Source organism: Pseudotabrizicola alkalilacus (assembly GCF_003443995.1).
Classification (GTDB): Bacteria; Pseudomonadota; Alphaproteobacteria; order Rhodobacterales; family Rhodobacteraceae; genus Pseudotabrizicola; species Pseudotabrizicola alkalilacus.
The window spans coordinates 408,000-431,145 of the sequence record NZ_QWEY01000002.1 but is presented as its reverse complement, the minus strand read 5'-3'; the positions used below and the strand labels follow the sequence as shown (position 1 = coordinate 431,145).

Sequence of the window (23,146 nt, the reverse complement as noted above, 5' to 3'; positions counted from 1 at the left end):
CATCGGGCAGGAAAAGGGAGCCATCATGCGCTTTGCCGTTGTCTGTTCTGTCCGCAACGAAGGGCCGTTTCTGGTGGAATGGGTGGCGTGGTATCGGCATCTGGGGTTCACCGATATTGTGGTGGTGACCAATGACTGCACCGATCATTCGCCCGAATTGCTCGATGCCATGGCCCCCGCAGGTGTGACCCACCTGCGCCACGACGTCCCCGACGGCACCAACATCTGCGCCCGCAAGCTGGAGGCGGCAAAGGCGCTGCCACAGGTCAGCGGCGCCGATTGGGTGCTGGTCTGTGATGTGGATGAGTTTCTGGTGATCCACCGGGGCGCGGGCCGGGTCACCGATCTGATCCCTGATGATGCCGGATTCCTTGGCATGGCGATCAACTGGCGGGTGTTTGGCACTGGGGGACGCATCGCGTGGGAGGATGGGCTGGTCCACCGCCAGTTCCTGCGCACCAGTGAAAGCCGCGACTTCCCCTCGACCTGGATCAAGACGATCCATGCGCAACCGGGCTGGTTCCGCCGGTTGGGGGAGCATGGGCCAAAGCGGCTGCTACCACGCCATGCGGGACGCTGGGGGCAAGACGGCATGGCTTGGGTCAATGCCGATGGCGACGCCCTGCCGGAATGGACCCCGGACGGCGATTACATGCGCCGGGTGCCGATGGCGCGGGTCAGCCATGCGACCGCGCAGATGAACCATTACATGATCCGGTCCGAGGAAAGCTTCGGGCTGAAAAAGGGCACGCTGTCTTCGGTCGCGGGCAAGGATCGCTACACTGACAGCTTCTTTGACCGCTACAACCGCAACGAGGTTTTCGATGACAGCGCCCTGCGCCATGCGGCTGCGTTCGATGCCGCCCATGCCGCGCTCATGGCCCTGCCCGATGTCGCCCGCCTGCATCACCTGTGCTGCGCGGATTATGTGGCGCGGCTGGCGGCCAAGGCTGGAAGACTCGCAGGGGATGACCCGCGCCATGCGCATCATCTTGCATTGGCTGCTCAAAACTGAAAGGCGCGGCAGGTTTCCCTGCCGCGCCCTTGTCTGTTGCGACCTTCAGGCCCGAAGGCCAAAGATCACTCTTCTGCAGCGTCGTCCGCGTTGTCTTCCGACCGCAGGCCCGACGGGGCCGCGATGTTGGCGATGACAAAGTTCCGCTGGATCGAGGGCTTGACGCCTTCGGGCAGCACAACGTCGTCGATGTGGATGACGTCGCCGATGTTCTTGCCGGTCAGGTCAACCGTGATGTGATCCGGGATATCCCCTGCGGTCACTTCCAGTTCGACTTCCTGACGCACCACGGTCAGCGTGCCGCCGCGCTTCAGGCCGGGGGCCTTGTCCTGATTCTCAAAGTTCACGTGAATGAACAGATTGATCCGCGAGGTGCGACGCAGGCGCATCAGGTCGACGTGGGTCGGAAGATCCTTGACCACATCGCGCTGCACACCGCGGCAGATCACGCGGACGTCTTCCTGACCTTCAACTTTCAGGTTGAACAACGTCGAAAGGAAACGTCCTTTGCGCAGTTTGGTCAGAAGGTAGTTGTATTTGATGTTGATCGGTTGCGGGTCTACACCACCACCGTAAACAATACCGGGCACGAGTTGCTCACGACGAGCTTGACGGGCGGCCCCCTTGCCTGTCCCCGTACGTGCCTCGGCGATCAGATCAGGGATCTCACCAGCCATTGCAGTTCTCCATATAAATAAGTCCACCGCCCTCCAAGGGTGCGCGGCGCGACCGGGGGGCTATAGCGGGGAATCAGCGCGGGGGAAAGCGCAAATCGCCTTTTTTCTTTGCGCCCTGCACCATGGCCTGCGCCAGATCGGCAATGGTGCGCCGGGCAAAGTGGCGGCGCAGCACCGCTTCCGCCTCGGCCACCGCTTTGGTCATCGTGCTGTGCAGCGCCGCCACGATGGCGCAGCCATCCGGTGCCGCCAGCGGCTCCACCGTCATCAACGGCGCGCCGATGGCGGCGTAGACATCGGCGACGGTGATGCTGTCGGCCGGTTTCGCCAGCCGCCAGCCACCCGCATGGCCTTTGCCCGACACCACGATCCCCTGCACCCGCAGCAGGCCAAGCACCCGCCGCACCACCACCGGATTGGTGGCGTTGTGCCCGGCAATCACCTCAGACGTGAACGCCTGATCCGGGGCCGCCGCCATATGGCCCAGCGTGTGCAGGGCGAGAGAGAGCTTGTTGTTTCGTTTCATGTAACTATCATAGTTACATGATTCGCAAAGCGCAAGGAAAACGCATGGGCAACGATATGGATGTGGCAATCGTGGGCGGCAGCTTTGCCGGGCTGGCGGCGGGGCTGATGCTGGCACGGGCGCGGCGGCGGGTGGTGGTGTTTGACGAAGGCCAGACCCGCAACCGCTTTGCCGACGCAGGACACGGCTTTCTGGGCATGGATGGGCTGGCCCCGGCGGAGATGCAGCGGCGCGGGCAGTCAGATCTGCTGGCCTATCCCACCGCCCGGATCGAGCGGGCACGGGTCACCAGTATCACCGCACGTGATGGCGGTTTTGAGCTGCAGGCCGGGGCTGCGTGGCGCGCGGCCAAGGTCATTCTGGCCCATGGCATGCGCGACATCCTGCCCGATATTCCGGGGCTGACCGAAGGCTGGGGCCAATGGGCCATGCAATGCCCCTATTGCCACGGCTACGAAGTGGCGGATCAGCCCACCGGCATCCTGATGACCGGCCCCGCCGTGCCGCATCACCTGACCATGCTGCGCGACTGGACCCATGATCTGGCGCTGTTCTGCAACGGCCACCCCCTGCCGGATGAGGTGCGGGCCAAAGCGGCAGGATGGGGTATTCCGGTCTATGACTTGCCGGTTGCGGCGATCCGCGATGAGGGGCAGACCCGGACCCTGCTGTTGGCAGACGGGCAAGAGGTGCAACGGGCGGTGGTCTATCTGGTCTCCCGATCCGAGCCGTCCTGTGATCTGGCAGCACAGCTTGGTTGCCGGATGGAGGACGGCATGACTGGCCCGTTTGTCAGCGTGGACCCGATGCAGAACACCTCTGTGCCCGGAGTATTTGCAGCGGGCGATCTGTGCCGCCCGATGTATGGCGCGCTGTTTGCCGCCGCTGATGGCGCACGGGCCGCAACGGCGGCGCATCACGCCTTGCTGTTTAACGACGCCTAGGCGGTCGCGGCCAGCCCCTTCCCCGTCGCCTTCAGGATGGCGGCGGGGCCCTGGCTCTGCTAGGTCCGGCGGGCAAGAACGGAGTCCCCCCGATGGCCCATATCCTGACAGTCGCGCGTGCGCCGCTGGCGGCTTTTGCTGCCATGGGTGTGATCTGGGGCACGTTTGCAGCGGCTTTGCCCGACATAAAGACCATGTTGGCGGTAGACGAGGCGCAGCTGGGGTTCCTGCTGCTGTTCACCCCGCTGGCAGCGGTCACCGCGATGCTGCTGGCCCCGGCCTTTGGGGCGGCGATGGGGCGCATGGCGCTGCCTTTGGCGGCGCTTACCATGGGTCTGGGCATCGCCTTGCCGGGGCAAACCGCCAGCCTTGTGCTGTTTCCGCTGGCGATGATGGTTTGCGGCGCGGGCACCGGCCTGACCGATGTGCTGATGAACGCCCGCGTGGCCGAGCTGGAAAACACCCGTAAGATCCATCTGATGAACCTGTGCCACGCGGCCTACAGCTTTGGCTATGCCGGGGCTGCGATCGTCACCGGCATGATGCGTGGTGCAGACTGGGGGCCGGGCTGGGTACTTGGCACGATGGCGCTGGTGGCGGGCAGCCTTGCGCTGATGACATGGGAGCATGATGGCCAGATCGACGGTCTGCGCAAACCGAAAGGCCCGGGTGCTGCCGCTTTGGGCTGGTTGCCTGTGCTGGGCGGCGGCGTGGTGCTGATCGCCTTCATGACCGAAAACGCCGCCGAGGCGTGGTCCGCGCTGCATATCGAGAAAACGCTGGGCGGCAGCCCGGAACAGGGCGCGCTGGGGCCTGCGGCGCTTGCCCTGACCATGGGCTTTGCCCGGCTGGCGGGCCAAGGACTGGTGTCGCACGTCAGCCCCTACCGTCTGCTGACCGGCGGCGCGATGATTGCGACCATCGGGGCTTTGGGCGCGGCGGCGGCGCAGACGCCGCTGATGGCCTATGCCGGGTTCATCGTGATGGGCCTTGGCGCTTCGGTCATCGCCCCCACCGCCTTTTCGCTCGTCGGCAGGCTGGCGCGACCCGAGGCACGGGCGCGCGCGGTCGCCCGCGCCACGCTGTTCGGATATTTCGGCTATTTCTTTGGCCCGCCGATGCTCGGCTTTATCGCGGGCAGTTTTGGCCTGCGCATGGCCTTTGTCTTTGCCGCCTGCCTGCTGGTGACGGTTCTGGTGCTGTCACCCCTGATGGCGCGCCTGCAGCGCTGATCACTCCCACCCGTCCGAGAACCCTTTCGGGATCAAAAGGTTGTGGCGGCCAAGCGCATGCACATCGCGCTCACCACACAGCGCCATGGTGGTATCCAGCTCTTTGCGGATCACCTCCAGCGCCTTTGTCACCCCCGCCTCGCCCATCGCGCCCAGACCGTAGACATAGCTGCGCCCGATCATGGTGCCCCTTGCCCCCATCGCCAGCGCCTTGAGCACATCCTGACCCGACCGGATGCCAGAATCCATCCAGACCTCCACCCGGTCGCCAACGGCATCGACAATGCGCGGCAACATGCGGATGGAAGATGACGCCCCATCCAGCTGCCGCCCGCCATGGTTTGACACGATAATCGCATCCGCCCCGAAATCGGCAGCCTTGCGGGCGTCATCTTCATCCATGATGCCCTTGATGATGAACTTGCCGCCCCATTGGTCGCGGATACGCGCGATCTTGGTCCAGTCCAGCTGCGGGTCGAACTGGTCGGAAATCCAGCTCATCAGGCTGGAGGTATCGCCCACCCCTTTGACGTGCCCCACGATATTGCCGAACTGGCGGCGTTTCGTTCCCAGCATCTCCAGCCCCCAGCCCCATTTGGTGGCAAGGTCGAGCAGGACCGGAAGGGTCAGTTTCGGTGGGGCAGACAGGCCGTTTTTCAGATCCTTGTGCCGCTGGCCCAGGATCTGCAGATCCAGCGTCAGCACCAACGCGCTGCACTTTGCAGCCTTGGCCCGCTGGATGATGCGATCCACGAAATCCTCATCCTGCATGACATAGAGCTGAAACCAGAACGGCGCGGGGGAGTTGGCGGCCACATCCTCGATGGAGCAGATCGACATCGTCGACAGGGTATAGGGCACGCCAAACTTGGCAGCAGCGCGCGCCGATTTGATCTCGCCATCCGCCGCCTGCATCCCCATCAGGCCAATGGGGGCAAGCGCCACCGGCATGGTGACCGGAAGTCCCGCCATGGTGCTGGCGATGTTACGCCCCAGCATATCCACCGCGACCTTCTGGCGCAGACGAAGCTGGGCGAAATCCGAGGTATTTTCGCGAAAGGTCTGCTCGGTATAGCTGCCCGATTCCGCGTAATCGTAGAACATCCTTGGGGTGCGGCGTTTGTAGATGCGTTTGAGATCCTCGATACAGGTAATCACTGGCATCTTCCGTTCCCTCTGATGTGGTCAATCTGGATTACCAATTGGCACCATTCAGCGCAATTGCAAACACAAGGGGGCCAAAGCCTGTTTCCCCTTTGGTCAGGATGCGGTAGCACCGCGACAGACAAAGGAGGTCCCCATGACAGCATCGGTATTCATTGACGGCGAAGCAGGCACCACCGGGTTGCAGATCCGGGACCGACTGCTGGCACGCGGCGATATCCGGCTGGTGCAGGTGGACCCCGCCCGGCGCAAAGACCCCGAGGCGCGGCGCGAGGCGTTTGCCTCTGCCGACGTGGCAATCCTGTGCCTGCCCGATGCGGCGGCGGTCGAGGCGGTCGCCCTGTGCGAGGGGCTGCCCACCCGGATCATCGACGCCAGCACGGCATACCGGGTAAATCCGGACTGGGCTTACGGCTTTCCGGAACTGTCTGCGGCCAACCGGGCGCGGATTGTCTCGGCGACCCGCGTCTCCAACCCCGGCTGTTTTTCGACCGGGGCGATTGCCCTGCTGGCACCGTTGGTTGCGGCGGGGCTGATTGACGCGGATGCGGCGCTGTCGATCAACGCGGTCTCGGGGTATTCGGGCGGCGGCAAGGCGATGATTGCGGAGTTTGAGGCTGGCACCGCCGGGGCGTATTTCGTTTACGGGCTGGAGCACAAGCACAAGCATGTGCCGGAAATGATGGCCCATACCGGGCTGACGCGGCGGCCGATCTTTATTCCTTCGGTCGGGAACTACGCTCAGGGGATGATCGTGCAAGTGCCGCTGCATCTGCCGAGTGGCCAGACGGCGGGCGATCTGCAGACGGCCTTGGCCGATCATTATGCCGGCGGCCAGTTTGTGAAGGTGGTCGACGCGGCCAGCCTTCTGCCGCGCGTCAACCCGGAGCGGCTGAACGGCACCAATGTGATGGAACTGTCGGTCCATGCCGGGCCGGACGGCGACCGGGTGGTGCTGCTGGCGACGCTGGACAATCTGGGCAAAGGGGCGTCAGGGGCGGCGGTGCAGAACCTGAACTTGATGCTGGGGATGGACGAAGCGGCCGGGCTGTAACCCGAGGGTTTCCCCCTGTGTTACAGGGGGAAGGTTCATTTGGAATCAATATGTTGACCTTGTGGGATTAAGAAGTTGGTAACTTCTTAATCCCGTAGGTGGCGGCCCCTACGCCGCGTGCGCCCCTGCCGCCAGAGCCGCGACATTCGCCAGCACCTCGGCCACCGGTTTGCCCGCGCCGATGTCCTTTACAATCGCAGATCCCACCACGCAGCCATCGGCCACGCTGGCAATCGCCCGCGCAGACTCCGGCGTGTTGATGCCAAAGCCGACGATCACCGGCAGGTCGGTGGATTGTTTGATGCGCGCGACCTCTGGCCCCACGTCAGCCGCCTGCGCGGCCGCAGCGCCGGTGATGCCGGTGACCGAGACGTAATACACAAAGCCGGAGGTGTTTTTCAGCACGGCGGGCAGGCGTTTGGCATCGGTCGTGGGCGTGGCCAGCCGGATGAAGTTGAGGCCTGCGGCCTGTGCGGGCAGGCACAGCTCGGAATCTTCCTCGGGCGGCAGGTCAACCACGATCAGCCCGTCAATGCCTGCGCTGACAGCATCGACAAGAAAGCGGTCAACGCCGCGCGCATAGATCGGGTTGTAATAGCCCATCAGCACAATGGGGGTGGTGGTGTCGGTGGTGCGGAAATTGCGCGCCATATCCAGCACCTGATCCATCTTCATGTGGTGGTCCAGCGCGCGTTGGCCGGCCAGCTGGATCGTGGGGCCATCGGCCATCGGGTCGGTGAAGGGCATGCCGAGTTCGATGATGTCGACCCCTGCCCCCGGCAGACCCTTCATCACCGCAAGCGAGGTGGCGATATCGGGATCACCGGCCATGATATAGGCGACGAAGCCTTTTTTCCCCTGCGTGCGCAGGCGTGCGAAGGTATCGTCGATTCTGGTCATGTCTGGCCCCATCCCGTTTGCTCTCCAGCGGTGTGCACGGCTGGGCGCGGAAAATCAATGGGGCGCGGCGGGTGGCCGGGATTGATCCTGCGCCCTATCGCGCTTACAGAGCCTGTCAACCGCCGGATGGAGAATGTCATGGGTTTCAAGATGGGTATCGTGGGTCTGCCGAATGTCGGCAAATCGACCCTGTTCAACGCGCTGACCCGGACCGCGGCGGCGCAGGCCGCGAACTTTCCGTTCTGCACGATTGAACCAAATGTGGGTGAAGTTGCGGTGCCCGATGCGCGGCTGGACAAGCTGGCGGCGATTGCCGGGTCAAAGCAGATCATCCCGACGCGGATGACCTTTGTCGATATTGCGGGTCTGGTGCGGGGTGCCAGCAAGGGCGAGGGGTTGGGCAACCAGTTTCTGGCCAATATCCGCGAATGCGATGCGATTGCCCATGTGCTGCGCTGTTTTGAAGATGGCGACATCACCCATGTCGAAGGCCGCATTGATCCGGTGGCCGATGCCGAGACCATTGAGACCGAGCTGATGCTGGCCGATCTGGAAAGCATCGAGCGGCGGCGCGCCAACCTGGCCCGCAAGATGAAGGGCGGCGACAAGGAGAGCGCGGATCAGGACCGCCTGCTCGCCATGGCGCAGAAGGTGCTGGAAGAGGGCAAACCGGCGCGCACCCTTCAGGTGGCGGCGGATGATCTGCGGGCGTGGCGGCTGTTGCAGCTGCTGACCTCCAAACCCGTGCTTTATGTCTGCAATGTCGAGGAATCTTCGGCGGCCTCTGGCAACAGCCAGTCGGCGCGGGTGGCCGAGATGGCAAAGGCGCAAGGGGCGGGCACGGTGGTGATTTCGGCCCGGATCGAGGAAGAGATCAGCCAGCTGCCCGAGGATGAGGCGGCGATGTTTCTGGAGGAAATGGGGCTGACCGAGGCGGGGCTGGACCGGCTGATCCGCGCCGGGTACGAGCTGCTGGAATTGCAGACCTATTTCACCGTGGGGCCAAAAGAGGCGCGGGCCTGGACCATCCTGAAGGGCACGCTGGCCCCGGCGGCGGCGGGCGTGATCCATGGCGATTTCGAGAAGGGTTTCATCCGCGCCGAAACCATTGCCTATGCCGATTACATCGCCGGCAAGGGCGAAGCGGGCGCGAAAGAGGCGGGCAAGTTCCGGGTCGAAGGCAAGACCTATGAGGTCAAGGACGGCGACGTGCTGCACTTCCTGTTCAGCGGCTGAGCGGCTTTCGCGGATGGCAATAGAAACGGCCCGCCGGAGGATGCTCCGGCGGGCCTTTTTGTCAGATCTGCGCTGCGATCAGGCCGTGGTGGTTTCCAGCGCCTTTGCCTCGACATCGGCGGGGCGGCCGATTTCGATGCGGCGCGGTTTCAGCGCCTCGGGCGTTTCGCGGATCAGGTCGATGTGCAACATGCCATGTTCATGCACAGCGCCGGTGACGCGGACATGATCGGCCAGCGCAAAGCGCCGTTCAAACGCGCGGGTGGCGATGCCACGGTGCAGATAGGTTTTGCCCTCTGCCTCGGCGGTTTTGCGGGCGGTGATGTGCAAAGCGCCCTCTTTCACCTCGACCGACAGCTCGTCAGGGGTGAAACCGGCAACGGCGACCGAGATGCGATAGGCATCATCGGCAGTCTTTTCAATGTTGTAGGGCGGGTAGGTCGGCTGTGCCACATCGGCGGTCAACGCACGGTCCATCAGATCGGCGATGCGGTCAAAGCCGACGGTGGCACGATAAAGCGGGGCAAGATCAAAGCTACGCATGGGTCATCCTTGTCAAAAGCGATGTCAGATACGGCCCCCCCGGTCGGGGGCGGGCCTGTCGTTGATCCGGGCCCGTTGTGGCACCCGGATAGCAATTATCTGGGAAGGCTGATGCGGCGTTTCAAGGGGCTTTTTGCAGGCCGGAGCACGGGCCCTGAATGCTCAGGGCTGCACGAATTTTCCGCCCGATCCGCCCGACAGCACCCGCACATTGGCGGGCCGCAGGCGCGAGCCGCCCTCGGCCAGTTTTGCGCGCAAAAACGCGACATGATCGGCCAGCGGTGTGCCCAGCGACACCTTTTGCCCATCCACCTCGGCCTTGGCCGAAATCACCGACACGATCCGCAAGGTGCCATCACGCAGCGAAAACACCGGCGCGCCGGATGAGCCGAAATCGACATCGCAGGACAAAACCAGGGTGTCAAAGCTGTCGCCCCGTTTCACCATCACCCCGGCCCGCTGAAGCGATTGCCGCCCCAGCACATGGCAGACCTGTTGCAGCGACGGGGCCTCGGCCCGGTCCTGCGCATAAGACACCACCCCCACCTCATCGCCGGTTTGCGGGCGGGCATCGGTAGCATAGGGCCGGACCGATGGCAGGCGGATCGGCTGATCCAGTTGCAGCAGCGCCAGATCAAACGGCGCCCGTTCCGCACTTTCACGCCCGCCGTAAACATATTCCGGATGCGCCAGCGCCTTGCGTACACCGCGATAGGCCGTCGCCCGCCCGTTGCGCCACCCGGCCAGAAACTGCATGTCGCGCGCGTCGATGCTGGCACCCGACTCCTTGTCAAACAGGCAATGCGCGGCGGTCAGCACCAGATCTTCGTCAATCAGCGCCCCGGTGCAAAACCCCCGGTCCCCCAGATTGAGCCGCCCCACCGCCTCCCACCCGCGCGAATCGTCGCCGGTCTGCAGGCTGCGCAGGGCAAAATCCTGCGCTCCGACCGGTGCGCAGAGGGTGAGCAGGGTCGCAAGACCAGCGATCAGGGCGCGAATGGGGTGCATGAAACCTCCGTTTACCGAGACTTGCGCTGTGCCAGCCGAGTTTGTCGGATTTGTGGCTATGTTCCGCCGGTTTGACCAGAGCCGTGGCGGCGCGACCGTACCAATGGTTGCCGGAATGCCCACCCGGCGCTAAACTGCCGACACAAGCCGGACCAAACCGGCACAGCAGACAGGTACGCGAACATGCATAATTTTTCCTTTACGGCGCTTGCGCTGGTGCTGGCCCTGTCGGCCCCGGCAGCCGCAGATCCGACCCTGGGTCTGGGCGCAACCTTTACCTGGGGCGGCGGGTCACAGGGTGATACCGGCGTTGGCCTGCGGGTGTTTTCCAATGACGAGCGGGGCGATTTTGTAGGCTCCCTCGGCGTCGATTACATGCTGGGCACCCAGCGGGTGCGGCCCAATGCCGGCATCGCCTATCTGGCCGCCAAAAGCTATGTCGGCATGGATGTCGGCTATGATTTCGGCAGCGGCGGCGTGGATGTCGGCGTCGGGCTCGGGCTGGCCAACAGCCGCAAGAAGGCCGCCCCGGCGCCTGCGCCTGCGCCGTTCCCCGCTGCTGGCGTGGCGCAGCAATAAGACCGGTATGCCCTCAGCCCTGCGCCACCAGTGCGCGGGGCTTTGGCCCGCCGGTGGCCCAGTCCAGCAGTTCCACCGTATGCACGATGGGAACGGCGGTGCCCGACCCGATCTGCATCATGCAGCCGATGTTGCCTGCTGCGATGACATCGGGCGCTTTTGCCTCCAGCGTCTGGACCTTGCGCGCTTTCAGCTGCTGGCTGATTTCGGGCTGCAACAGGTTGTAGGTGCCCGCCGAGCCGCAGCACAGATGGCTGTCGGCAGGTTCCACCACCGTAAACCCGGCACGTTTGAGCAGGTCTTTCGGCAGGGTCTTGATCTGCTGGCCATGCTGCAGGCTGCAGGCGGCGTGATAGGCGACGCGCAGCCCCTTTGGCGCGCCCTCGGGCAGCCCCAGCTTTGTCAGCACCTCTGACACATCCATCGCCAGACCGGCGATGGTCGCGGCATCGGCGGCCAGCGGATCGTTGCGGAACATGTGGCCGTAATCCTTGACCGTGGTGCCGCAGCCGCTTGTGTTGATCACAACCGCATCCAACCCAGCGCCAGCCCGCTCCGCCATCCAGGCCCGGATATTGGCAGCGGCAGAGGCATGCGACAGATCGGCCTTGCCCATGTGATGGGTCAGCGCGCCGCAACAGCCCGCGCCTTGCGCCACCACCACCTCGGCCCCCAACCGGCGCAGAATGCGGATCGTCGCGTCGTTGATGTCGGTGTTCAAAGCCTTTTGCGCGCAGCCGGTCATCAGCGCCACCCGCATCCGCTTTGGTGCGGTCGCGGCAAACACCTGCGGGTCATCGTTGCGGCTGACCGGCGGGATCGGCACCGCCGCCATGTCCAGCATTGCGCGCAGGCGGGCATCCGGCACCAGCGCGCGGAACGGCCGTGCCAGCTTTGCCCCCAGCATCGCCAGCCGGAACCGCCTGGGATAGGGGATGATCCGCGCCAGCACCGCGCGCAGCATCCGGTCCATCAGCGGGCGCTTGTAGGTCGCCTCGATATATTCCCGCGCATGGTCCACCAGATGCATGTAATGCACGCCCGACGGACAGGTGGTCATGCAGGCCAGACACGACAGGCAGCGGTCGACATGCTTGACCGTATTGGCATCGGCGGGGCGGCCCTGTTCCAGCATATCCTTGATCAGGTAGATCCGGCCCCGCGGGCTGTCCAGCTCGTCGCCCAGCACCTGATAGGTCGGGCAGGTCGCGGTGCAAAAGCCGCAATGCACACAAGAGCGCAGCACCTCATTGGCGCGGGCGATGCCAGGGTCTTTCAGCTGATCAGGGGTAAAGGTGGTCTGCATGTCATGCCCCCATCAGGCCGGAATTGAGAATGCCGCGCGGATCAAACTTTGCCCGCAGCCCTTGGGTCAGCGCCGCCACGCCGGGCGGTTCCGGCGCAAAGGCCCCCGGCCCGTCGCCGCGGATTCGGGTGGCATGGCCCACAAGCACCCCGAGCCGCGCCCGCAGATCGCTGCCCGGTGCGGTCAGCGCCCAGATCAGCCCGCCGCCCCAGTCATACAGCACCGCCTCTGCCCCCATCCGTGCCACCAGCTCCGGCGCGTCGGAGGGCTTGACCGCCACCCGCCAGACATCGCCCGCGCGCGCGTGAAACGGCACCACATCGCGGATCTCGGCCCAGCGCGCGGTGCCCGGCTCCAGCTCCACCGCGCCAAACGCCGCCAGATGGCGCTGCAGCTGCGCGGCCCGGTAGGCGACCGAGGCCGTAAACCCCTCGATCCGCAGAAACGTGCCCTGCCCCGGCCAATGCGCCGCGCCGTTCACCTCAAAGGGCGAGCCCAGCGCCGCCGCCATCGCCTGCACCGCCTGCGCGTCACTCAAATCCGGCAGGATCAGCGTCGCCCCCGCCTCCGGCACCGGCAGCAGCTTGAAGCTGACCTCGCTCAACACCCCCAGCGTGCCCCAGGATCCGGCCATCAGCTTGACCAGATCATAGCCGGTGACATTCTTCATCACCCTCCCGCCATTCTTGATCACCGTACCCGCGCCATCGACAAATCGCACCCCGATCAGAGAGTCGCGGCAGGCCCCGACCTGCACCCGCCGCGGGCCAGAGGCATTGGCCGCCACCACCCCGCCCAGCGTGCTGTCGCCCGTCCGCCCCAAGAGCCCGCGCATGTCGGGCACCTCGAACGGCAGCCGCTGCCCCTCGGCGGCCAGCAGCGCCTCCACCTCGGCCAGCGATGTACCTGCCCCCGCCACCAACGTCAGCGCACCGGGTTCATACAGCGCGACGCCCGACAAGCCGCCGGTTTCCAGCACCGCGCCCCGACACGCGCCAACAGACCGCGTGCCGCCGCCCCGCACCACAAGCGGTCCTGTCGCGCTACGAATGAAGTCGGCCAGTTCGGCCTCAGAAGTCGGCTGCATGGATTGCTGCTTTCGAAATACTCTCGGGGGGTCCGGGGGGCAGACAGCCCCCCGGCGTTTCAGAAAAATGCACCCAACCTCACGCCGCGCGACGGCTTGCGGTCACGCTCAGCGGAAACACCTTGGCGGGGTTCAACAGCCATTTCGGATCGAACACATCCTTGACCCACAGCTGCGCTTCCAGATCATCGGGCGCGAACTGCACCCCCATCAGATCACGCTTTTCGATGCCCACGCCATGTTCGCCGGTCAGACAGCCGCCCACCTCGACACAGAGCCGCAGGATGTCGGCCCCTAACGCCTCGCACAGCTCCAGATCGCCGGGTTTGTTGGCGTCGAACAGGATCAGCGGGTGCATGTTGCCGTCGCCAGCGTGAAACACATTGGCCACATCCAGACCCACCGCTTTTGACATCTCGCCAATCCGGCGCAGGACGTAGGGCAGCGACGACACCGGGATGGTGCCATCCAGGCACATGTAATCATTGATCTGCCCCATCGCGCCAAAGGCCGATTTGCGGCCAAGCCAGATGCGTTTGGCCTGATCCTCATCCGCCGCCTCGCGGAATTCGACCGGGTTGTGGCGCAGGGCAATCACCTTGATCAATGCCAGTTGTTCGTCAATTTCGGCTGGACTGCCCTCGACCTCGATGATCAGCAGCGCTTCGCAATCGGGATAACCTGCCTTGGCAAAGGCTTCGCAGGCGCGGATGCAGGGGCGGTCCATGAATTCGATCGCCACCGGCAGCACGCCCGCCTTGATGATATCCGACACGCATTGCCCGGCGACTTCGTTCGAGTCAAAGCCGACCAGCACCGGGCGCGCGCCCTCTGGCTTGGGCAGAATACGCAAGGTGGCCTCGGTCACCACGCCCAGCTGCCCCTCGCTGCCGCAGATCACGCCCAGCAGGTCCAGACCGACAGGGTCCATATAGGGGCCGCCGATCTCCAGCACGGTGCCATCCATCTGCACCAGCGTCACACCCAGCAGGTTGTTGGTGGTAACCCCGTATTTCAGGCAATGCGCCCCGCCCGAGTTCATCGCGATATTGCCCGCGATGGCGCAGGCCAGCTGGCTGGACGGGTCAGGGGCGTAGAAAAAGCCGTCGGATTCAACCGCGCCGGTCACCGACAGGTTGGTACGGCCCGATTGCACCCGGATATAGCGGTTGTCGTAATCGGTCTCGATCACGCCATTCATCCGCGCCACACCCAGAATCACGCAATCCGCCGTTGGCAGCGCGCCCCCCGCCAGCGACGTGCCCGAGCCGCGCGGCACCACCGGCACGCTCTCTTCATGGCAGATGCGCAGCACCGCCGAGACTTCTGCCGTGGTGCGCGGCAGCACGGCGGCCAGCGGTGGGCAGCGATAGGCGGTCAGCGCATCGCATTCATAGGCCCGGGTCTCGGCCACGTCGTCGATCACGGCGTCAGCAGGCAAGACCGTGCGCAACCGCGCCACGATGCGGGCCTTGGCCGAAAGGACCATGGTATCGGGCACTGGCATTTCCATCGGCAACCCCCTGACCTGCGCGTGTGTGATCTGGCATAGACCGGATCACTGTATCGCAGCAATTGGTAAAATGAAATAACCACTTTTGGGCATGGGAAAGCGGAACCGCTCCGGCTATTCTCGGGGCATGACACCGATCCTATCCACGCTTTCGCTTGATCTGGCCGATGGCATCGCGCTTTCGGTGCTGATCCTGACATGGGTTCTGACCGGCTGGCTGGTCGAGCATCCGCCAAAATCGCGACCTTCGGTCACGGTGCTGATGGCCCAGTACCGCCGCGACTGGCTGCGGCAGTTCGTGACCCGCTCGCCGCGCATATTTGACGCCAATATCATCGACTCGCTGCGGCAAAGCACGGCGTTCTTTGCTTCGGCCTCGATGATCGCCATCGGCGGCGGGGTGGCGCTGATCGGCAATGTGAGCACGCTTGAAGGGCTGGCACATGACCTGACGCTGGAGGCGGCGGGGGTGCGGGTGGAGCTGAAGATCATTCTGGTGCTGCTGTTTCTGGCCAATGCGCTGCTGAAATTCGTCTGGTCGCACCGGCTGTTTGGCTATTGCGCGATTCTGATGGCGGCGGTGCCGAATGATGTGTCGGATCCGCTGGCCTATCCGCGTGCGGCACAGGCGGCGGCGATCAACATCACGGCGGCCAAGAGCTTCAATCGCGGGCTGCAGGCGATCTACTTCGCCCTTGCCTCGATCACCTGGCTGCTCGGGCCATGGGCGTTGCTGGCGGCGACCGTCATCACCTGCATCGTGCTGCTGCGCCGCGAATTCGCCTCAGCCTCGCGTCAGGTGATGCTGGCGCGCTGAACCGGATGAGTGCTGCGGCGGCGCGCACCCCCCTCAGGTCAGTTTGCGCGCGCCCTTGCGGCCCTCGATCAGCCAGGCGGCGATGGCAAACACCGCCACCAGCAGCAGCCAGGCCCAACCCGGCAACAGCGCCGCGACCCGCACATCCTGCGTGACATAAGCCCCGCGCGGGGTGATCCCGATCCAGCCGCGCCCCGATGCCGGGCGGCCATCGCGCACCAGACGCACATCGGGCGCGCCATCTGACAGACGCATCACGCCGCCATTGGTCGCAGCAATCGTGTCGGCAAGCGGCTCGCCCGAGGCGATGGTCTCAATGAATTCGCGCGGGGATGAGGGGCCAATGGCGACCACCCGGCTCAGATCACCCTGCTCCATCCGGTAGAGGCCGACAGAGGGCGCCTCAAATACCCCCTCATGCCGGCCGGGCGACACTTCGGCCAGCGGCACCGGGTTTTCGATGCCATCAGGCCCGGTTATATACACATCACCCGGCGGGGTTTCCTCGATGCTGCGCCGGGTCACGGTCAGGGTCTGGCCCGAGACGGTGGCCGACAGGGTTTCCTCTTCCAGCTCCGGCTCTTTCAGCATCCAGTGCGCCAGACGGCGCAGCAGTTCCAGTTGCGGCCCGCCGCCCTCATAGCCACGCCCCCAAAGCCAGGCGTGATCGGAGGCGAGGATCGCCACCCGCCCCTCATCCACCCGGTTCAGGATCAGGAGCGGCCGGTTGTCCGGCCCTTCCATCACCACCTGCCCTGCACGCGGGATCACATCGACCATGCGGAACCAGCGGCCCCAGCCGCCTTCGGGCGCCAGATCCTCCAGCCCTTCGGTCACCGGATGGCGGCGGCCAAGGTCGGTAAGCTGGGGCTGAAAGCCGCCCTCGATCACGCGGGCGGTGGGGTCGGCGGGCAGGATTTCAGCCAGGGGCGAGCGCCACAGGCTGTCCACCGCGCCATATTCCGGGCCTGCGGCCACCAGAACCGTGCCGCCGCCGCGCACATATTGCACGATATTGTCCATGTAGGACATCGGCAGGATGCCCCGCATCGAATAGCGGTCGAACACGATCAGATCGAATTCTTCGATCTTTTCCACGAACAGTTCGCGGGTGGGAAAGGCGATCAGCGACAGCTCACTGACTGGGATGCCATCCTGCTTTTCCGGTGGGCGCAGGATGGTGAAATGCACCAGATCGACGGAGGCATCCGATTTCAGCAGGTTGCGCCAGACCCGTTCGCCCGCATGCGGCTCCCCCGAGACCAGCAGCACCCGCAGACGGTCGCGCACGCCGTTGATCTGCACCACGGCGGCATTGTTGCGGTCGGTCAGCTCACCCTCAACGGTGGCCACGGTGAATTGCAGCACGTTCATGCCACCATGCGGCAGGGTGACGGGCAGCTCCAGATCTTCGCCCACCGGCACGGTATAGGTTTGCGGCTCATCTGCATCGACGGCGATGGTCAGCTCTGCCATCGGGCTGATATTGGCGGGCACATCGCCCTGATCCTCGACACGCAGAGTCAGCATCACCTCTTCGCCCAGAATGGCAAAGGCGGGGGCGTTTTTCACAATCAAGCGGCGGTCCCAGTCATCCGGCTCGCCGGTCAGCAACAGGTGCAAGGGCGCGGGCATGTCGGGCGCGAGGGCCAGATCATGCACCTGCCCGTCGCTGATGATCACGGCACCCGCCACGCGGGCGCGCGGTTCTTCGGCCAGCGCTTCGGCCAGCGCGGTCATGGCGAGGGTGCCCGCATCCTCGGGCCCGTCACCGACGCGGGCGACGCGCAGCTCAGTGTTCTCTAGCGCAGAGACTTCGGCCTGCAAGGCGGCCAGCGCGCGGGCGGTCTGGTCGGGCCGGTCGGCCAGCTGCTGACTGGCGCTGTCATCGACCACCGCGATCACGATATCCGACTGCGGCGCGCGATCTTCTTCCTGCAAGGCCGGGTTGGCCAGCGCCAGCAGCACCACGCCCGCCGCCACCGCGCGCAGGCCCCAGCCTGACAAGCCGCGCACCACGGCCAGCGTCAGCAGGACGATGGCAAAGGCCAAAGCCCCCCAGATCAGCGGCCAGGGGATGAGCGGGGCGAAGATAAGGCTTTGCGTCATTGTCCCAACCTGTCCAGCAGCGCAGGCACGTGGACCTGATCGGATTTATAATTCCCCGTCAGCACATGCATGATCAGGTTGACGCCAAAGCGATAGGCCAGCTCGCGCTGACGCTCGCCGGCAAAGCCGCGCCCCACCGGCAGCAGCGGCGCGCCATTGGCATTCACCGCCCAGGCCGAGGCCCAGTCATTGCCGCCGATCACCACCGGCGTCACCCCGTCATTCAGGTTGCGGAACGGCATCCCCTCCACCTGTTCGGCATCGGGGGGGGCGGCCTCGACCCAGAGCGGGCTGCGCTGATGGCGGCCGGGAAAGTCCTGCAACAGATAGAAAGTGCGGGTCAGCACGTGGTCTGTCGGAATTTGCTCCAGCGGCGGGATGTTCAGCCCGGCGGCAAGCCGTTGCAGGTGCTGGCCTTCGGGAGATGACCCACCGGCAAGATCCGCATCGCGGGTGTCAAACAGGATCATCCCGCCGGTGCGCAGATAGTCGTTCAGCTTTGAATATGCGGCGGCAGAGGGCAGCGGCTGCGCGGTGGAAACGGGCCAGTAGAGAAACGGAAAGAACGCCAGCTCGTCGGTTTCGATGTTCACGCCGATGGGGCGGTCCGGCTCGATCGAGGTGCGCTGCCACAGGATTTCACCCAGTCCCGTCAGCCCGGCCTGCGCCGTGTCATCCAGCCGCGCATCGCCGGTCAGCACATGCGCCAGCACCAGCCCGGTCGTGGCCTGCAGCGCCTTGGCATCATCGGGCATGTCCTGCGCCCGAGCATCCGGCGTGGTCAGCAGCACTGCCGCCAGCACCACCGCCCCGCGCGCAAAGCCGCCCAGACGACCAGAGACCCAAAGGGCTGCCAGAATATCCAGCATCAGCAGCACCAGCGCGCCCGACAGAAACGCGCCCTTCAGCGCCTGTTCCGGCGGGCTTTCCAAACCTTCGATCACGGTGCCCTGCGGCCATGTGGCGGCGGTCAGCGTGGTATCCGCGTTGATCACATTCAGCGCCACCCGGCGGTCAGACCCGGCGTAAAGCCCCGGCGGTTGTTCGGGGCCGGGGCCTGCGGTCATCGCCTGCGCCAAAGCCTCGCCCGGCTGGCCGGGCAGATCACCCGCGTCCTGCAACTGGCCGTAGGCGTCCAGCACGATTTCCGGCACCCAGGTCTGACCCGCCAGATCGGCGGCTTCGGGGGCTGCCGGGCGGGTGGAGACCGCCAGCCGTTCCAGCATCGACATGAACAGACCCGACAGCGGCAGGTTGGACCATTCGGCATTGGCGGTGACATGCACCAGCACCACCTGCCCCTGCCCCACCACCTTGCGCGTGACCAGTGGCGTGCCATCCGCCAGCGCGGCAATGGTGCGGTTGGCAAGCTCGGGGTCCGGTTGCGCCAGCACCTGCGCGGTGACAGCCACATCTTGCGGCAAGGGCAGACCGTGGAACGGCGAGTCCTCGGGGAACGGTGCCAGCGTTTTCGGCTCCCCCCAGCTCATCGCACCACCGACCGCACGCCCGCCTTCGCGCAGGCGCACCGGCATCAGCGGGTCTTCACTGGTGCGGCTGACATCGCTGGCCGCCAGTTGCGGCCCGGCAAAACGCAGCAGCAGCCCGCCATTGTCCAGCCAGTCGAGCAAGGCATCGGTGTCGGTCTGCGACAGCCGCGCCACATCGGCCATGATCACCACATCGGGCGAGGCGAGCAAAAGGTCGGTGAGCGAGCCTTCCATCAGATCGGCCACCGGCTCCAGCGCCTGGCGCAGATAGTGCAGCGGCGACAGCAGTTGCAGCCCTTCACGATCCGCGCCGCCGCCGATCAGCGCCACCTTGCGGCGTTTCAGGCTGTCATCGGTCAGGCTGACCGACCCCGCCGAGCGTAGGCCCGCGATTTCAAACCGGGTGATCCGGTTGCGCAATTCGGGCGGCAGCGACAGCGCAGCCCCGGCCCGCTCTGCGCCAAGGCCAAAATCCAGCGCGATGCGGGCCAGTTCGCGTTCCACCCCGGACGGGTCGGGGCCACGCGCCGACACCTCGACCGACACCGGATCAGTTGCTGGCAGGCGGGTGGCGGCAAGCTGGATCGCGCCCTCATCATAGGTGGCAGGGTGCAGGGCAAAGACCGGGCGGGGGCTTTCAAACACGGTCACGGTGCCCTTGGCCTCCAGTGCGGTCATCAGCGCCGCACGGCCCGGATGATCCAGACCGTCCGACAGCCAGAAGGTGTCAAACCCGCCCTCGGGCAGCGCTTCGGCCCAGCCCGCCAGATCGCGCGGCGACCACGCCTGCGGCGTGACCCCGCCCAACCGGGTCGCCACCGCATCGGCGGCCTGAAACGCCACCTGCCCCGGCGCGTCGGTCAGCCGGATCACGGCAACCGGGCGGCCATCGCGCGCCGCCTCATCCACCAGCGCCGCCACGCGGTCGATCCGGCGCGGCCAGTCGCGGGCATCGGCCCAGGTCGCATCCATCGCGATCAAAAGCGGCCCGTTGCCCGCCTGCCGTTCGACCGGGTTCAGCACCGGCCCGGCAAAGGCAATGATGGCGGCAGCAATCGCCGCCATGCGCAGCAAGAGCAGCCACCACGGCGTCTTGTCCGCCTCGGCCTCCTCATCGCGCAGACCCAAAAGCAGCGCGACACCGGGAAAACGGCGGCGGATCGGTGCGGGCGGCACGGCACGCAACAACAGCCAGAGCAGCGGCAGCGCGATCAGACCCAGCAAAAGCAGGGGCGTGGCAAAGCCGACGGGGCCCAGCATGAACATCAGCGCCCCCCCTGCAAGGCGTTGTAGATCCACAGCAAACCGGCCTGCGCTGGTTGCCCGGTGTGATGCGTGGTCACATGCCAGCCGACCGCACGGGCCAGATCGGCCAGCCGGTCCTTGCGCTCGGCCAGCCGCGCCAGATAGCGCGCGCGCAGATCGCCCGCCTGCTGTGTCTCATGCCGCATGCCGCCGCCCATCGACTCAAAGATCGTGCGGCCCGAGAACGGAAATTCTTCCTCGGCCGGGTCCAGCACCTGCACCAGCGCGCCGCGCACGCCGCGATCAGCGGCCGTGGTCAAGGCCGCTTCCAGCGCGGTCAGATCGCCAAAGAAATCCGACAGGAACAGCGCGCGGCCATGGCTGACCATGCCGGTGGCAGAGGGGACACCGTATTCCGCGCCCTCTTCCGCGCCCGACAGCACCGCCGCCAGTTTCACGATCTGCGCCCGGCCGGGACGCGGGGGTGCGGCATCACCGGCCAGCCCCACCCGTTCGCCTGCGCGCAACAAGAGCACCGCCGTGGCCAGCGCCAAGAGCTTTGCCCGGTCAGATTTCGGCGCGCGGGCTTTGTCGCCCGAAAACGCCATCGACTTTGCCGGATCGACCCAGAGCGTCACCGATTGCGCCGCCTGCCATTCGCGTTCGCGCACAAAATGTGCATCGCCCCGCGCCGAGCGGCGCCAGTCGATCAGCCGCGCCGAATCGCCCGCGTTCACCGGACGGTATTGCCAGAATTCATCCCCCTGCCCCGCGCGCCTGCGCCCGTGTTCGCCCATCATCACGGTGGCGGCCAGCAATTCCGCCTCTGCCATCAGCGGCGGCAGCGACTGGCCAAGCATCTCGGCGCGGGACTGGAGGTCAAGGCTCACGCAGCAGCCTCAAGCCGCAGGGTGCGCGAGGTCACCCGGTCGATGATGCCCGACAGGGTCTCGCCCCGTGCCCGTGCGGCAAAGGACAGCGCCATCCGGTGCGTCAGCACCGGGCGGCTCATCGCCGCCACATCGGCCACCGACGGGGCAAGCCGCCCGTCCAGCAGCGCCCGCGCCCGCACCGTCAGCATCAGCGCCTGCGCGGCACGCGGGCCGGGGCCCCATGACAGACTGCCCTCCAGCGCGCGGCCCTCGGCCTCGCCGGGGCGGCAGGCGCGCACGAGGTCAAGGATCGCCTCTACCACCGCCTCGCCCACCGGCATCCGGCGGATCACCGATTGCGCGGCGATCAGCTCTGCTGCGGTAAACACCTGCGTCGATTGCGCATCTTCGGCCCCGGTGGTGGCGATCAGGATATCGCGCTCGGTCGCGCGGGTCGGGTATTCGACATCAACCTGCACCAGAAAGCGGTCCAGCTGCGCTTCGGGGAGCGGATAGGTGCCCTCTTGCTCGATCGGGTTCTGGGTCGCCAGCACATGGAAGGGTTGACCCAGCTTGCGGTGCTGGCCCGCAATCGTGACCTCTTTTTCCTGCATCGCCTGCAACAGCGCCGACTGGGTCCGCGGGCTGGCGCGGTTGATTTCATCCGCCATCAACAGCTGGCAAAAGATCGGCCCTTCGATAAAGCGGAACGCACGCTGGCCGCCCGTCGCCGTCTCCAGCACCTCGGAACCCAGAATATCGGCAGGCATCAGATCGGGGGTGAACTGGATGCGGTTCGCCGACAGGCCCATCACAGTGCCCAGCGTATCGACCAGCCGGGTCTTGCCCAGCCCCGGCAGACCCACCAAAAGCGCATGACCGCCGCACAGCATAGAGGCCAGCACCAGATCGACCACCTTTTCCTGCCCGATAAAGCGCTGGTTGATCGAGGCCTTGGCCTGCCCCAGCCTGTCACCCAGGCTTTCAATCGCCGTCACAAGATCGGCTTCGGGGGGGGAAATGGCCATGTCGACGCCTCCTTGGGGATTGGTTGCAGCCCATTAGAGCGAAGTATGGCGAAAGGCACAAATGGCAAAAGCGGATGAGAGACAAATGATCGTGAGAAGCGGATGAGCGGCATAAGAAATGCCGGAGATGACTGCGGCCTGTCGGCCCCGGTTCACCTTGGTATCGGGCTATGTGCCCACATGGACAGCGCCAGAGGGGCAGCAACGCCTTGCAGACAGGGCGCAGCACGTCGCTTGACTGGCAGGGGCAGGACGGCCCGATTTCCCCGCTGTTGTCGTACTGCGGGTCGCCACAGGGGCCACCATGCGCCAAGCCTGCACCGCTGCGGGTATCGACCCCGACGCGCCCCTTGGGGGCATCCCCGCAGCCGCTTTCTAAGTTCTTCCGCAGGGCCACTACAGAAGCTGCCTGACCCCCGTTGCCGCAAGGTTTCGGGGGTCTTTTTTAGTTCTTTACGTATAGTCCGTGATTAACACCGCCTTCGGCGTCGAAACAATCTTTGATTACATCATAGAATGAACTGTCGCCGTGTTCGTAGTGTCGGAACAGGGCATAGGCAACCAAATCGGCAAGTTGAATAAGTCGCGATGCCCGCGAATCAAGGAACAAGGGAACTTCGGCGTAGTTCTGTGTCGTGCCCCAAGAGTGGCCTGTGTATTTGAACTCTCTCGCTAATGTCTGAATGCGCTGTTCTGTCGAAGACTTGTCGAAGACCATAATTCCGCGTTGTGGGTCACTATGTTTCGAGTAGAGCCTTCGCAAGAACATGTCGAAACGGCTCGTAATCTGTTCGAAGGCGT

The 23,146-nt window shown here is 65.2% G+C and carries 21 protein-coding genes; 7 read left to right on the top strand and 14 right to left on the bottom strand.

The genetic code is table 11. The features are described from left to right. Positions 1–25: 25 nt before the first annotated feature. Positions 26–1,015: a glycosyltransferase family 2 protein gene (locus D1012_RS06065; protein ID WP_118150429.1), complete on the top strand. Its 990-nt coding sequence runs from the start codon at positions 26–28 to the stop codon at positions 1,013–1,015. 65 nt (positions 1,016–1,080) lie between these two features. Here D1012_RS06065 and D1012_RS06060 read toward each other — a convergent pair whose 3' ends face one another. Both D1012_RS06060 and D1012_RS06055 read right to left on the bottom strand, forming a co-directional pair. Beyond that, positions 1,081–1,692: a 50S ribosomal protein L25/general stress protein Ctc gene (locus tag D1012_RS06060; RefSeq protein WP_118150428.1), complete on the bottom strand. Its 612-nt coding sequence runs from the start codon at positions 1,690–1,692 to the stop codon at positions 1,081–1,083. Positions 1,693–1,765: 73 nt separating this feature from the next. Next, positions 1,766–2,218, bottom strand: a complete 453-nt coding sequence (locus D1012_RS06055; RefSeq protein ID WP_118150427.1) for an RrF2 family transcriptional regulator — start codon at positions 2,216–2,218, stop codon at positions 1,766–1,768. Positions 2,219–2,262: 44 nt separating this feature from the next. Between D1012_RS06055 and D1012_RS06050 the strand changes: the two genes are divergently transcribed. Next, the gene (locus tag D1012_RS06050) at positions 2,263–3,162 is read left to right on the top strand and encodes an NAD(P)/FAD-dependent oxidoreductase (RefSeq protein ID WP_158569233.1); all 900 of its coding nucleotides are present in this window, start codon (positions 2,263–2,265) and stop codon (positions 3,160–3,162) included. A 92-nt stretch (positions 3,163–3,254) separates the two neighbouring features. Beyond that, positions 3,255–4,394 (top strand): MFS transporter, encoded by a 1,140-nt coding sequence (locus D1012_RS06045; protein WP_118150425.1) that lies wholly within the window; start codon positions 3,255–3,257, stop codon positions 4,392–4,394. Here D1012_RS06045 and D1012_RS06040 read toward each other — a convergent pair whose 3' ends face one another. Then, positions 4,395–5,558 (bottom strand): alpha-hydroxy acid oxidase, encoded by a 1,164-nt coding sequence (locus D1012_RS06040; RefSeq protein WP_118150424.1) that lies wholly within the window; start codon positions 5,556–5,558, stop codon positions 4,395–4,397. A 136-nt stretch (positions 5,559–5,694) separates the two neighbouring features. On the opposite strand from D1012_RS06040, the gene argC reads away from it, so the two are divergent. After that, entirely contained in the window at positions 5,695–6,612 is a 918-nt protein-coding gene (gene argC / locus D1012_RS06035; RefSeq protein ID WP_118150423.1) for an N-acetyl-gamma-glutamyl-phosphate reductase, read from the top strand. Between the two features lie 108 nt (positions 6,613–6,720). Here argC and trpA read toward each other — a convergent pair whose 3' ends face one another. Next, positions 6,721–7,512 carry a tryptophan synthase subunit alpha gene (gene trpA / locus D1012_RS06030; protein WP_118150422.1) on the bottom strand — a complete coding sequence of 264 codons (792 nt, stop codon included), beginning with the start codon at positions 7,510–7,512 and terminating at the stop codon, positions 6,721–6,723. A gap of 138 nt (positions 7,513–7,650) precedes the next feature. Between trpA and ychF the strand changes: the two genes are divergently transcribed. After that, positions 7,651–8,748, top strand: a complete 1,098-nt coding sequence (gene ychF / locus D1012_RS06025) for a redox-regulated ATPase YchF (RefSeq protein ID WP_118150590.1) — start codon at positions 7,651–7,653, stop codon at positions 8,746–8,748. 78 nt (positions 8,749–8,826) lie between these two features. Here the strand turns inward: ychF and D1012_RS06020 are convergent, their stop codons facing one another. Next, positions 8,827–9,291: an Hsp20 family protein gene (locus D1012_RS06020; protein ID WP_118150421.1), complete on the bottom strand. Its 465-nt coding sequence runs from the start codon at positions 9,289–9,291 to the stop codon at positions 8,827–8,829. A gap of 162 nt (positions 9,292–9,453) precedes the next feature. Next, positions 9,454–10,299, bottom strand: coding sequence for a trypsin-like serine peptidase (locus tag D1012_RS06015; protein WP_118150420.1), 846 nt, complete (start codon positions 10,297–10,299; stop codon positions 9,454–9,456). Positions 10,300–10,482: 183 nt separating this feature from the next. On the opposite strand from D1012_RS06015, the gene D1012_RS06010 reads away from it, so the two are divergent. Then, complete coding sequence (locus D1012_RS06010) at positions 10,483–10,878, top strand: hypothetical protein (protein WP_118150419.1); 396 nt, start codon at positions 10,483–10,485, stop codon at positions 10,876–10,878. A gap of 13 nt (positions 10,879–10,891) precedes the next feature. On the opposite strand, the gene glcF is transcribed toward D1012_RS06010, so the two are convergent. The 3 genes from glcF to D1012_RS05995 all read right to left on the bottom strand — a co-directional run bounded on the left by glcF (position 10,892) and on the right by D1012_RS05995 (position 14,784). After that, a complete protein-coding gene (gene glcF / locus D1012_RS06005) occupies positions 10,892–12,184 on the bottom strand; it encodes a glycolate oxidase subunit GlcF (RefSeq protein WP_118150418.1) in 1,293 nt (430 codons plus the stop codon). A gap of 1 nt (position 12,185) precedes the next feature. Next, a complete protein-coding gene (locus tag D1012_RS06000; RefSeq protein WP_118150417.1) occupies positions 12,186–13,271 on the bottom strand; it encodes an FAD-binding protein in 1,086 nt (361 codons plus the stop codon). Positions 13,272–13,350: 79 nt separating this feature from the next. Then, positions 13,351–14,784 (bottom strand): FAD-linked oxidase C-terminal domain-containing protein, encoded by a 1,434-nt coding sequence (locus D1012_RS05995; protein WP_118150416.1) that lies wholly within the window; start codon positions 14,782–14,784, stop codon positions 13,351–13,353. A gap of 127 nt (positions 14,785–14,911) precedes the next feature. Here D1012_RS05995 and D1012_RS05990 point away from each other — a divergent pair, with 127 nt between their 5' ends. After that, positions 14,912–15,601 (top strand): DUF599 domain-containing protein, encoded by a 690-nt coding sequence (locus D1012_RS05990; RefSeq protein ID WP_118150415.1) that lies wholly within the window; start codon positions 14,912–14,914, stop codon positions 15,599–15,601. 33 nt (positions 15,602–15,634) lie between these two features. On the opposite strand, the gene D1012_RS05985 is transcribed toward D1012_RS05990, so the two are convergent. The 5 genes from D1012_RS05985 to D1012_RS23320 all read right to left on the bottom strand — a co-directional run bounded on the left by D1012_RS05985 (position 15,635) and on the right by D1012_RS23320 (position 23,132). After that, positions 15,635–17,710, bottom strand: a complete 2,076-nt coding sequence (locus tag D1012_RS05985; RefSeq protein WP_118150414.1) for a hypothetical protein — start codon at positions 17,708–17,710, stop codon at positions 15,635–15,637. Then, positions 17,707–20,466: a DUF4159 domain-containing protein gene (locus D1012_RS05980; RefSeq protein ID WP_118150413.1), complete on the bottom strand. Its 2,760-nt coding sequence runs from the start codon at positions 20,464–20,466 to the stop codon at positions 17,707–17,709. Before D1012_RS05980 ends, D1012_RS05985 begins: the two co-directional genes overlap by 4 nt. After that, positions 20,466–21,305, bottom strand: coding sequence for a DUF58 domain-containing protein (locus D1012_RS05975; RefSeq protein ID WP_118150412.1), 840 nt, complete (start codon positions 21,303–21,305; stop codon positions 20,466–20,468). The genes D1012_RS05980 and D1012_RS05975 overlap by 1 nt, the downstream gene beginning before the upstream one ends. A gap of 26 nt (positions 21,306–21,331) precedes the next feature. Then, the gene (locus D1012_RS05970) at positions 21,332–22,345 is read right to left on the bottom strand and encodes an AAA family ATPase (RefSeq protein WP_118150411.1); all 1,014 of its coding nucleotides are present in this window, start codon (positions 22,343–22,345) and stop codon (positions 21,332–21,334) included. Between the two features lie 445 nt (positions 22,346–22,790). Further along, positions 22,791–23,132 (bottom strand): DUF3800 domain-containing protein, encoded by a 342-nt coding sequence (locus tag D1012_RS23320; protein WP_435530905.1) that lies wholly within the window; start codon positions 23,130–23,132, stop codon positions 22,791–22,793. Positions 23,133–23,146: the final 14 nt, after the last annotated feature.

What these genes read in the sequence shown, in the direction of transcription:
- argC (WP_118150423.1), top strand. Translation starts at nt 5,695, where the DNA reads ATGACAGCATCGGTATTCATTGACGGCGAAGCAGGCACCACCGGGTTG.
- D1012_RS06060 (WP_118150428.1), bottom strand. Translation starts at nt 1,692, where the DNA reads ATGGCTGGTGAGATCCCTGATCTGATCGCCGAGGCACGTACGGGGACA.
- D1012_RS06045 (WP_118150425.1), top strand. Translation starts at nt 3,255, where the DNA reads ATGGCCCATATCCTGACAGTCGCGCGTGCGCCGCTGGCGGCTTTTGCT.
- D1012_RS06055 (WP_118150427.1), bottom strand. Translation starts at nt 2,218, where the DNA reads ATGAAACGAAACAACAAGCTCTCTCTCGCCCTGCACACGCTGGGCCAT.
- trpA (WP_118150422.1), bottom strand. Translation starts at nt 7,512, where the DNA reads ATGACCAGAATCGACGATACCTTCGCACGCCTGCGCACGCAGGGGAAA.
- D1012_RS05980 (WP_118150413.1), bottom strand. Translation starts at nt 20,466, where the DNA reads ATGTTCATGCTGGGCCCCGTCGGCTTTGCCACGCCCCTGCTTTTGCTG.
- D1012_RS06015 (WP_118150420.1), bottom strand. Translation starts at nt 10,299, where the DNA reads ATGCACCCCATTCGCGCCCTGATCGCTGGTCTTGCGACCCTGCTCACC.
- D1012_RS05985 (WP_118150414.1), bottom strand. Translation starts at nt 17,710, where the DNA reads ATGACGCAAAGCCTTATCTTCGCCCCGCTCATCCCCTGGCCGCTGATC.
- D1012_RS06040 (WP_118150424.1), bottom strand. Translation starts at nt 5,558, where the DNA reads ATGCCAGTGATTACCTGTATCGAGGATCTCAAACGCATCTACAAACGC.
- D1012_RS05995 (WP_118150416.1), bottom strand. Translation starts at nt 14,784, where the DNA reads ATGGAAATGCCAGTGCCCGATACCATGGTCCTTTCGGCCAAGGCCCGC.
- D1012_RS06000 (WP_118150417.1), bottom strand. Translation starts at nt 13,271, where the DNA reads ATGCAGCCGACTTCTGAGGCCGAACTGGCCGACTTCATTCGTAGCGCG.
- D1012_RS05975 (WP_118150412.1), bottom strand. Translation starts at nt 21,305, where the DNA reads ATGCTTGGCCAGTCGCTGCCGCCGCTGATGGCAGAGGCGGAATTGCTG.
- D1012_RS05990 (WP_118150415.1), top strand. Translation starts at nt 14,912, where the DNA reads ATGACACCGATCCTATCCACGCTTTCGCTTGATCTGGCCGATGGCATC.
- D1012_RS06065 (WP_118150429.1), top strand. Translation starts at nt 26, where the DNA reads ATGCGCTTTGCCGTTGTCTGTTCTGTCCGCAACGAAGGGCCGTTTCTG.
- D1012_RS06020 (WP_118150421.1), bottom strand. Translation starts at nt 9,291, where the DNA reads ATGCGTAGCTTTGATCTTGCCCCGCTTTATCGTGCCACCGTCGGCTTT.
- ychF (WP_118150590.1), top strand. Translation starts at nt 7,651, where the DNA reads ATGGGTTTCAAGATGGGTATCGTGGGTCTGCCGAATGTCGGCAAATCG.
- glcF (WP_118150418.1), bottom strand. Translation starts at nt 12,184, where the DNA reads ATGCAGACCACCTTTACCCCTGATCAGCTGAAAGACCCTGGCATCGCC.
- D1012_RS06050 (WP_158569233.1), top strand. Translation starts at nt 2,263, where the DNA reads ATGGGCAACGATATGGATGTGGCAATCGTGGGCGGCAGCTTTGCCGGG.
- D1012_RS06010 (WP_118150419.1), top strand. Translation starts at nt 10,483, where the DNA reads ATGCATAATTTTTCCTTTACGGCGCTTGCGCTGGTGCTGGCCCTGTCG.
- D1012_RS05970 (WP_118150411.1), bottom strand. Translation starts at nt 22,345, where the DNA reads ATGGCCATTTCCCCCCCCGAAGCCGATCTTGTGACGGCGATTGAAAGC.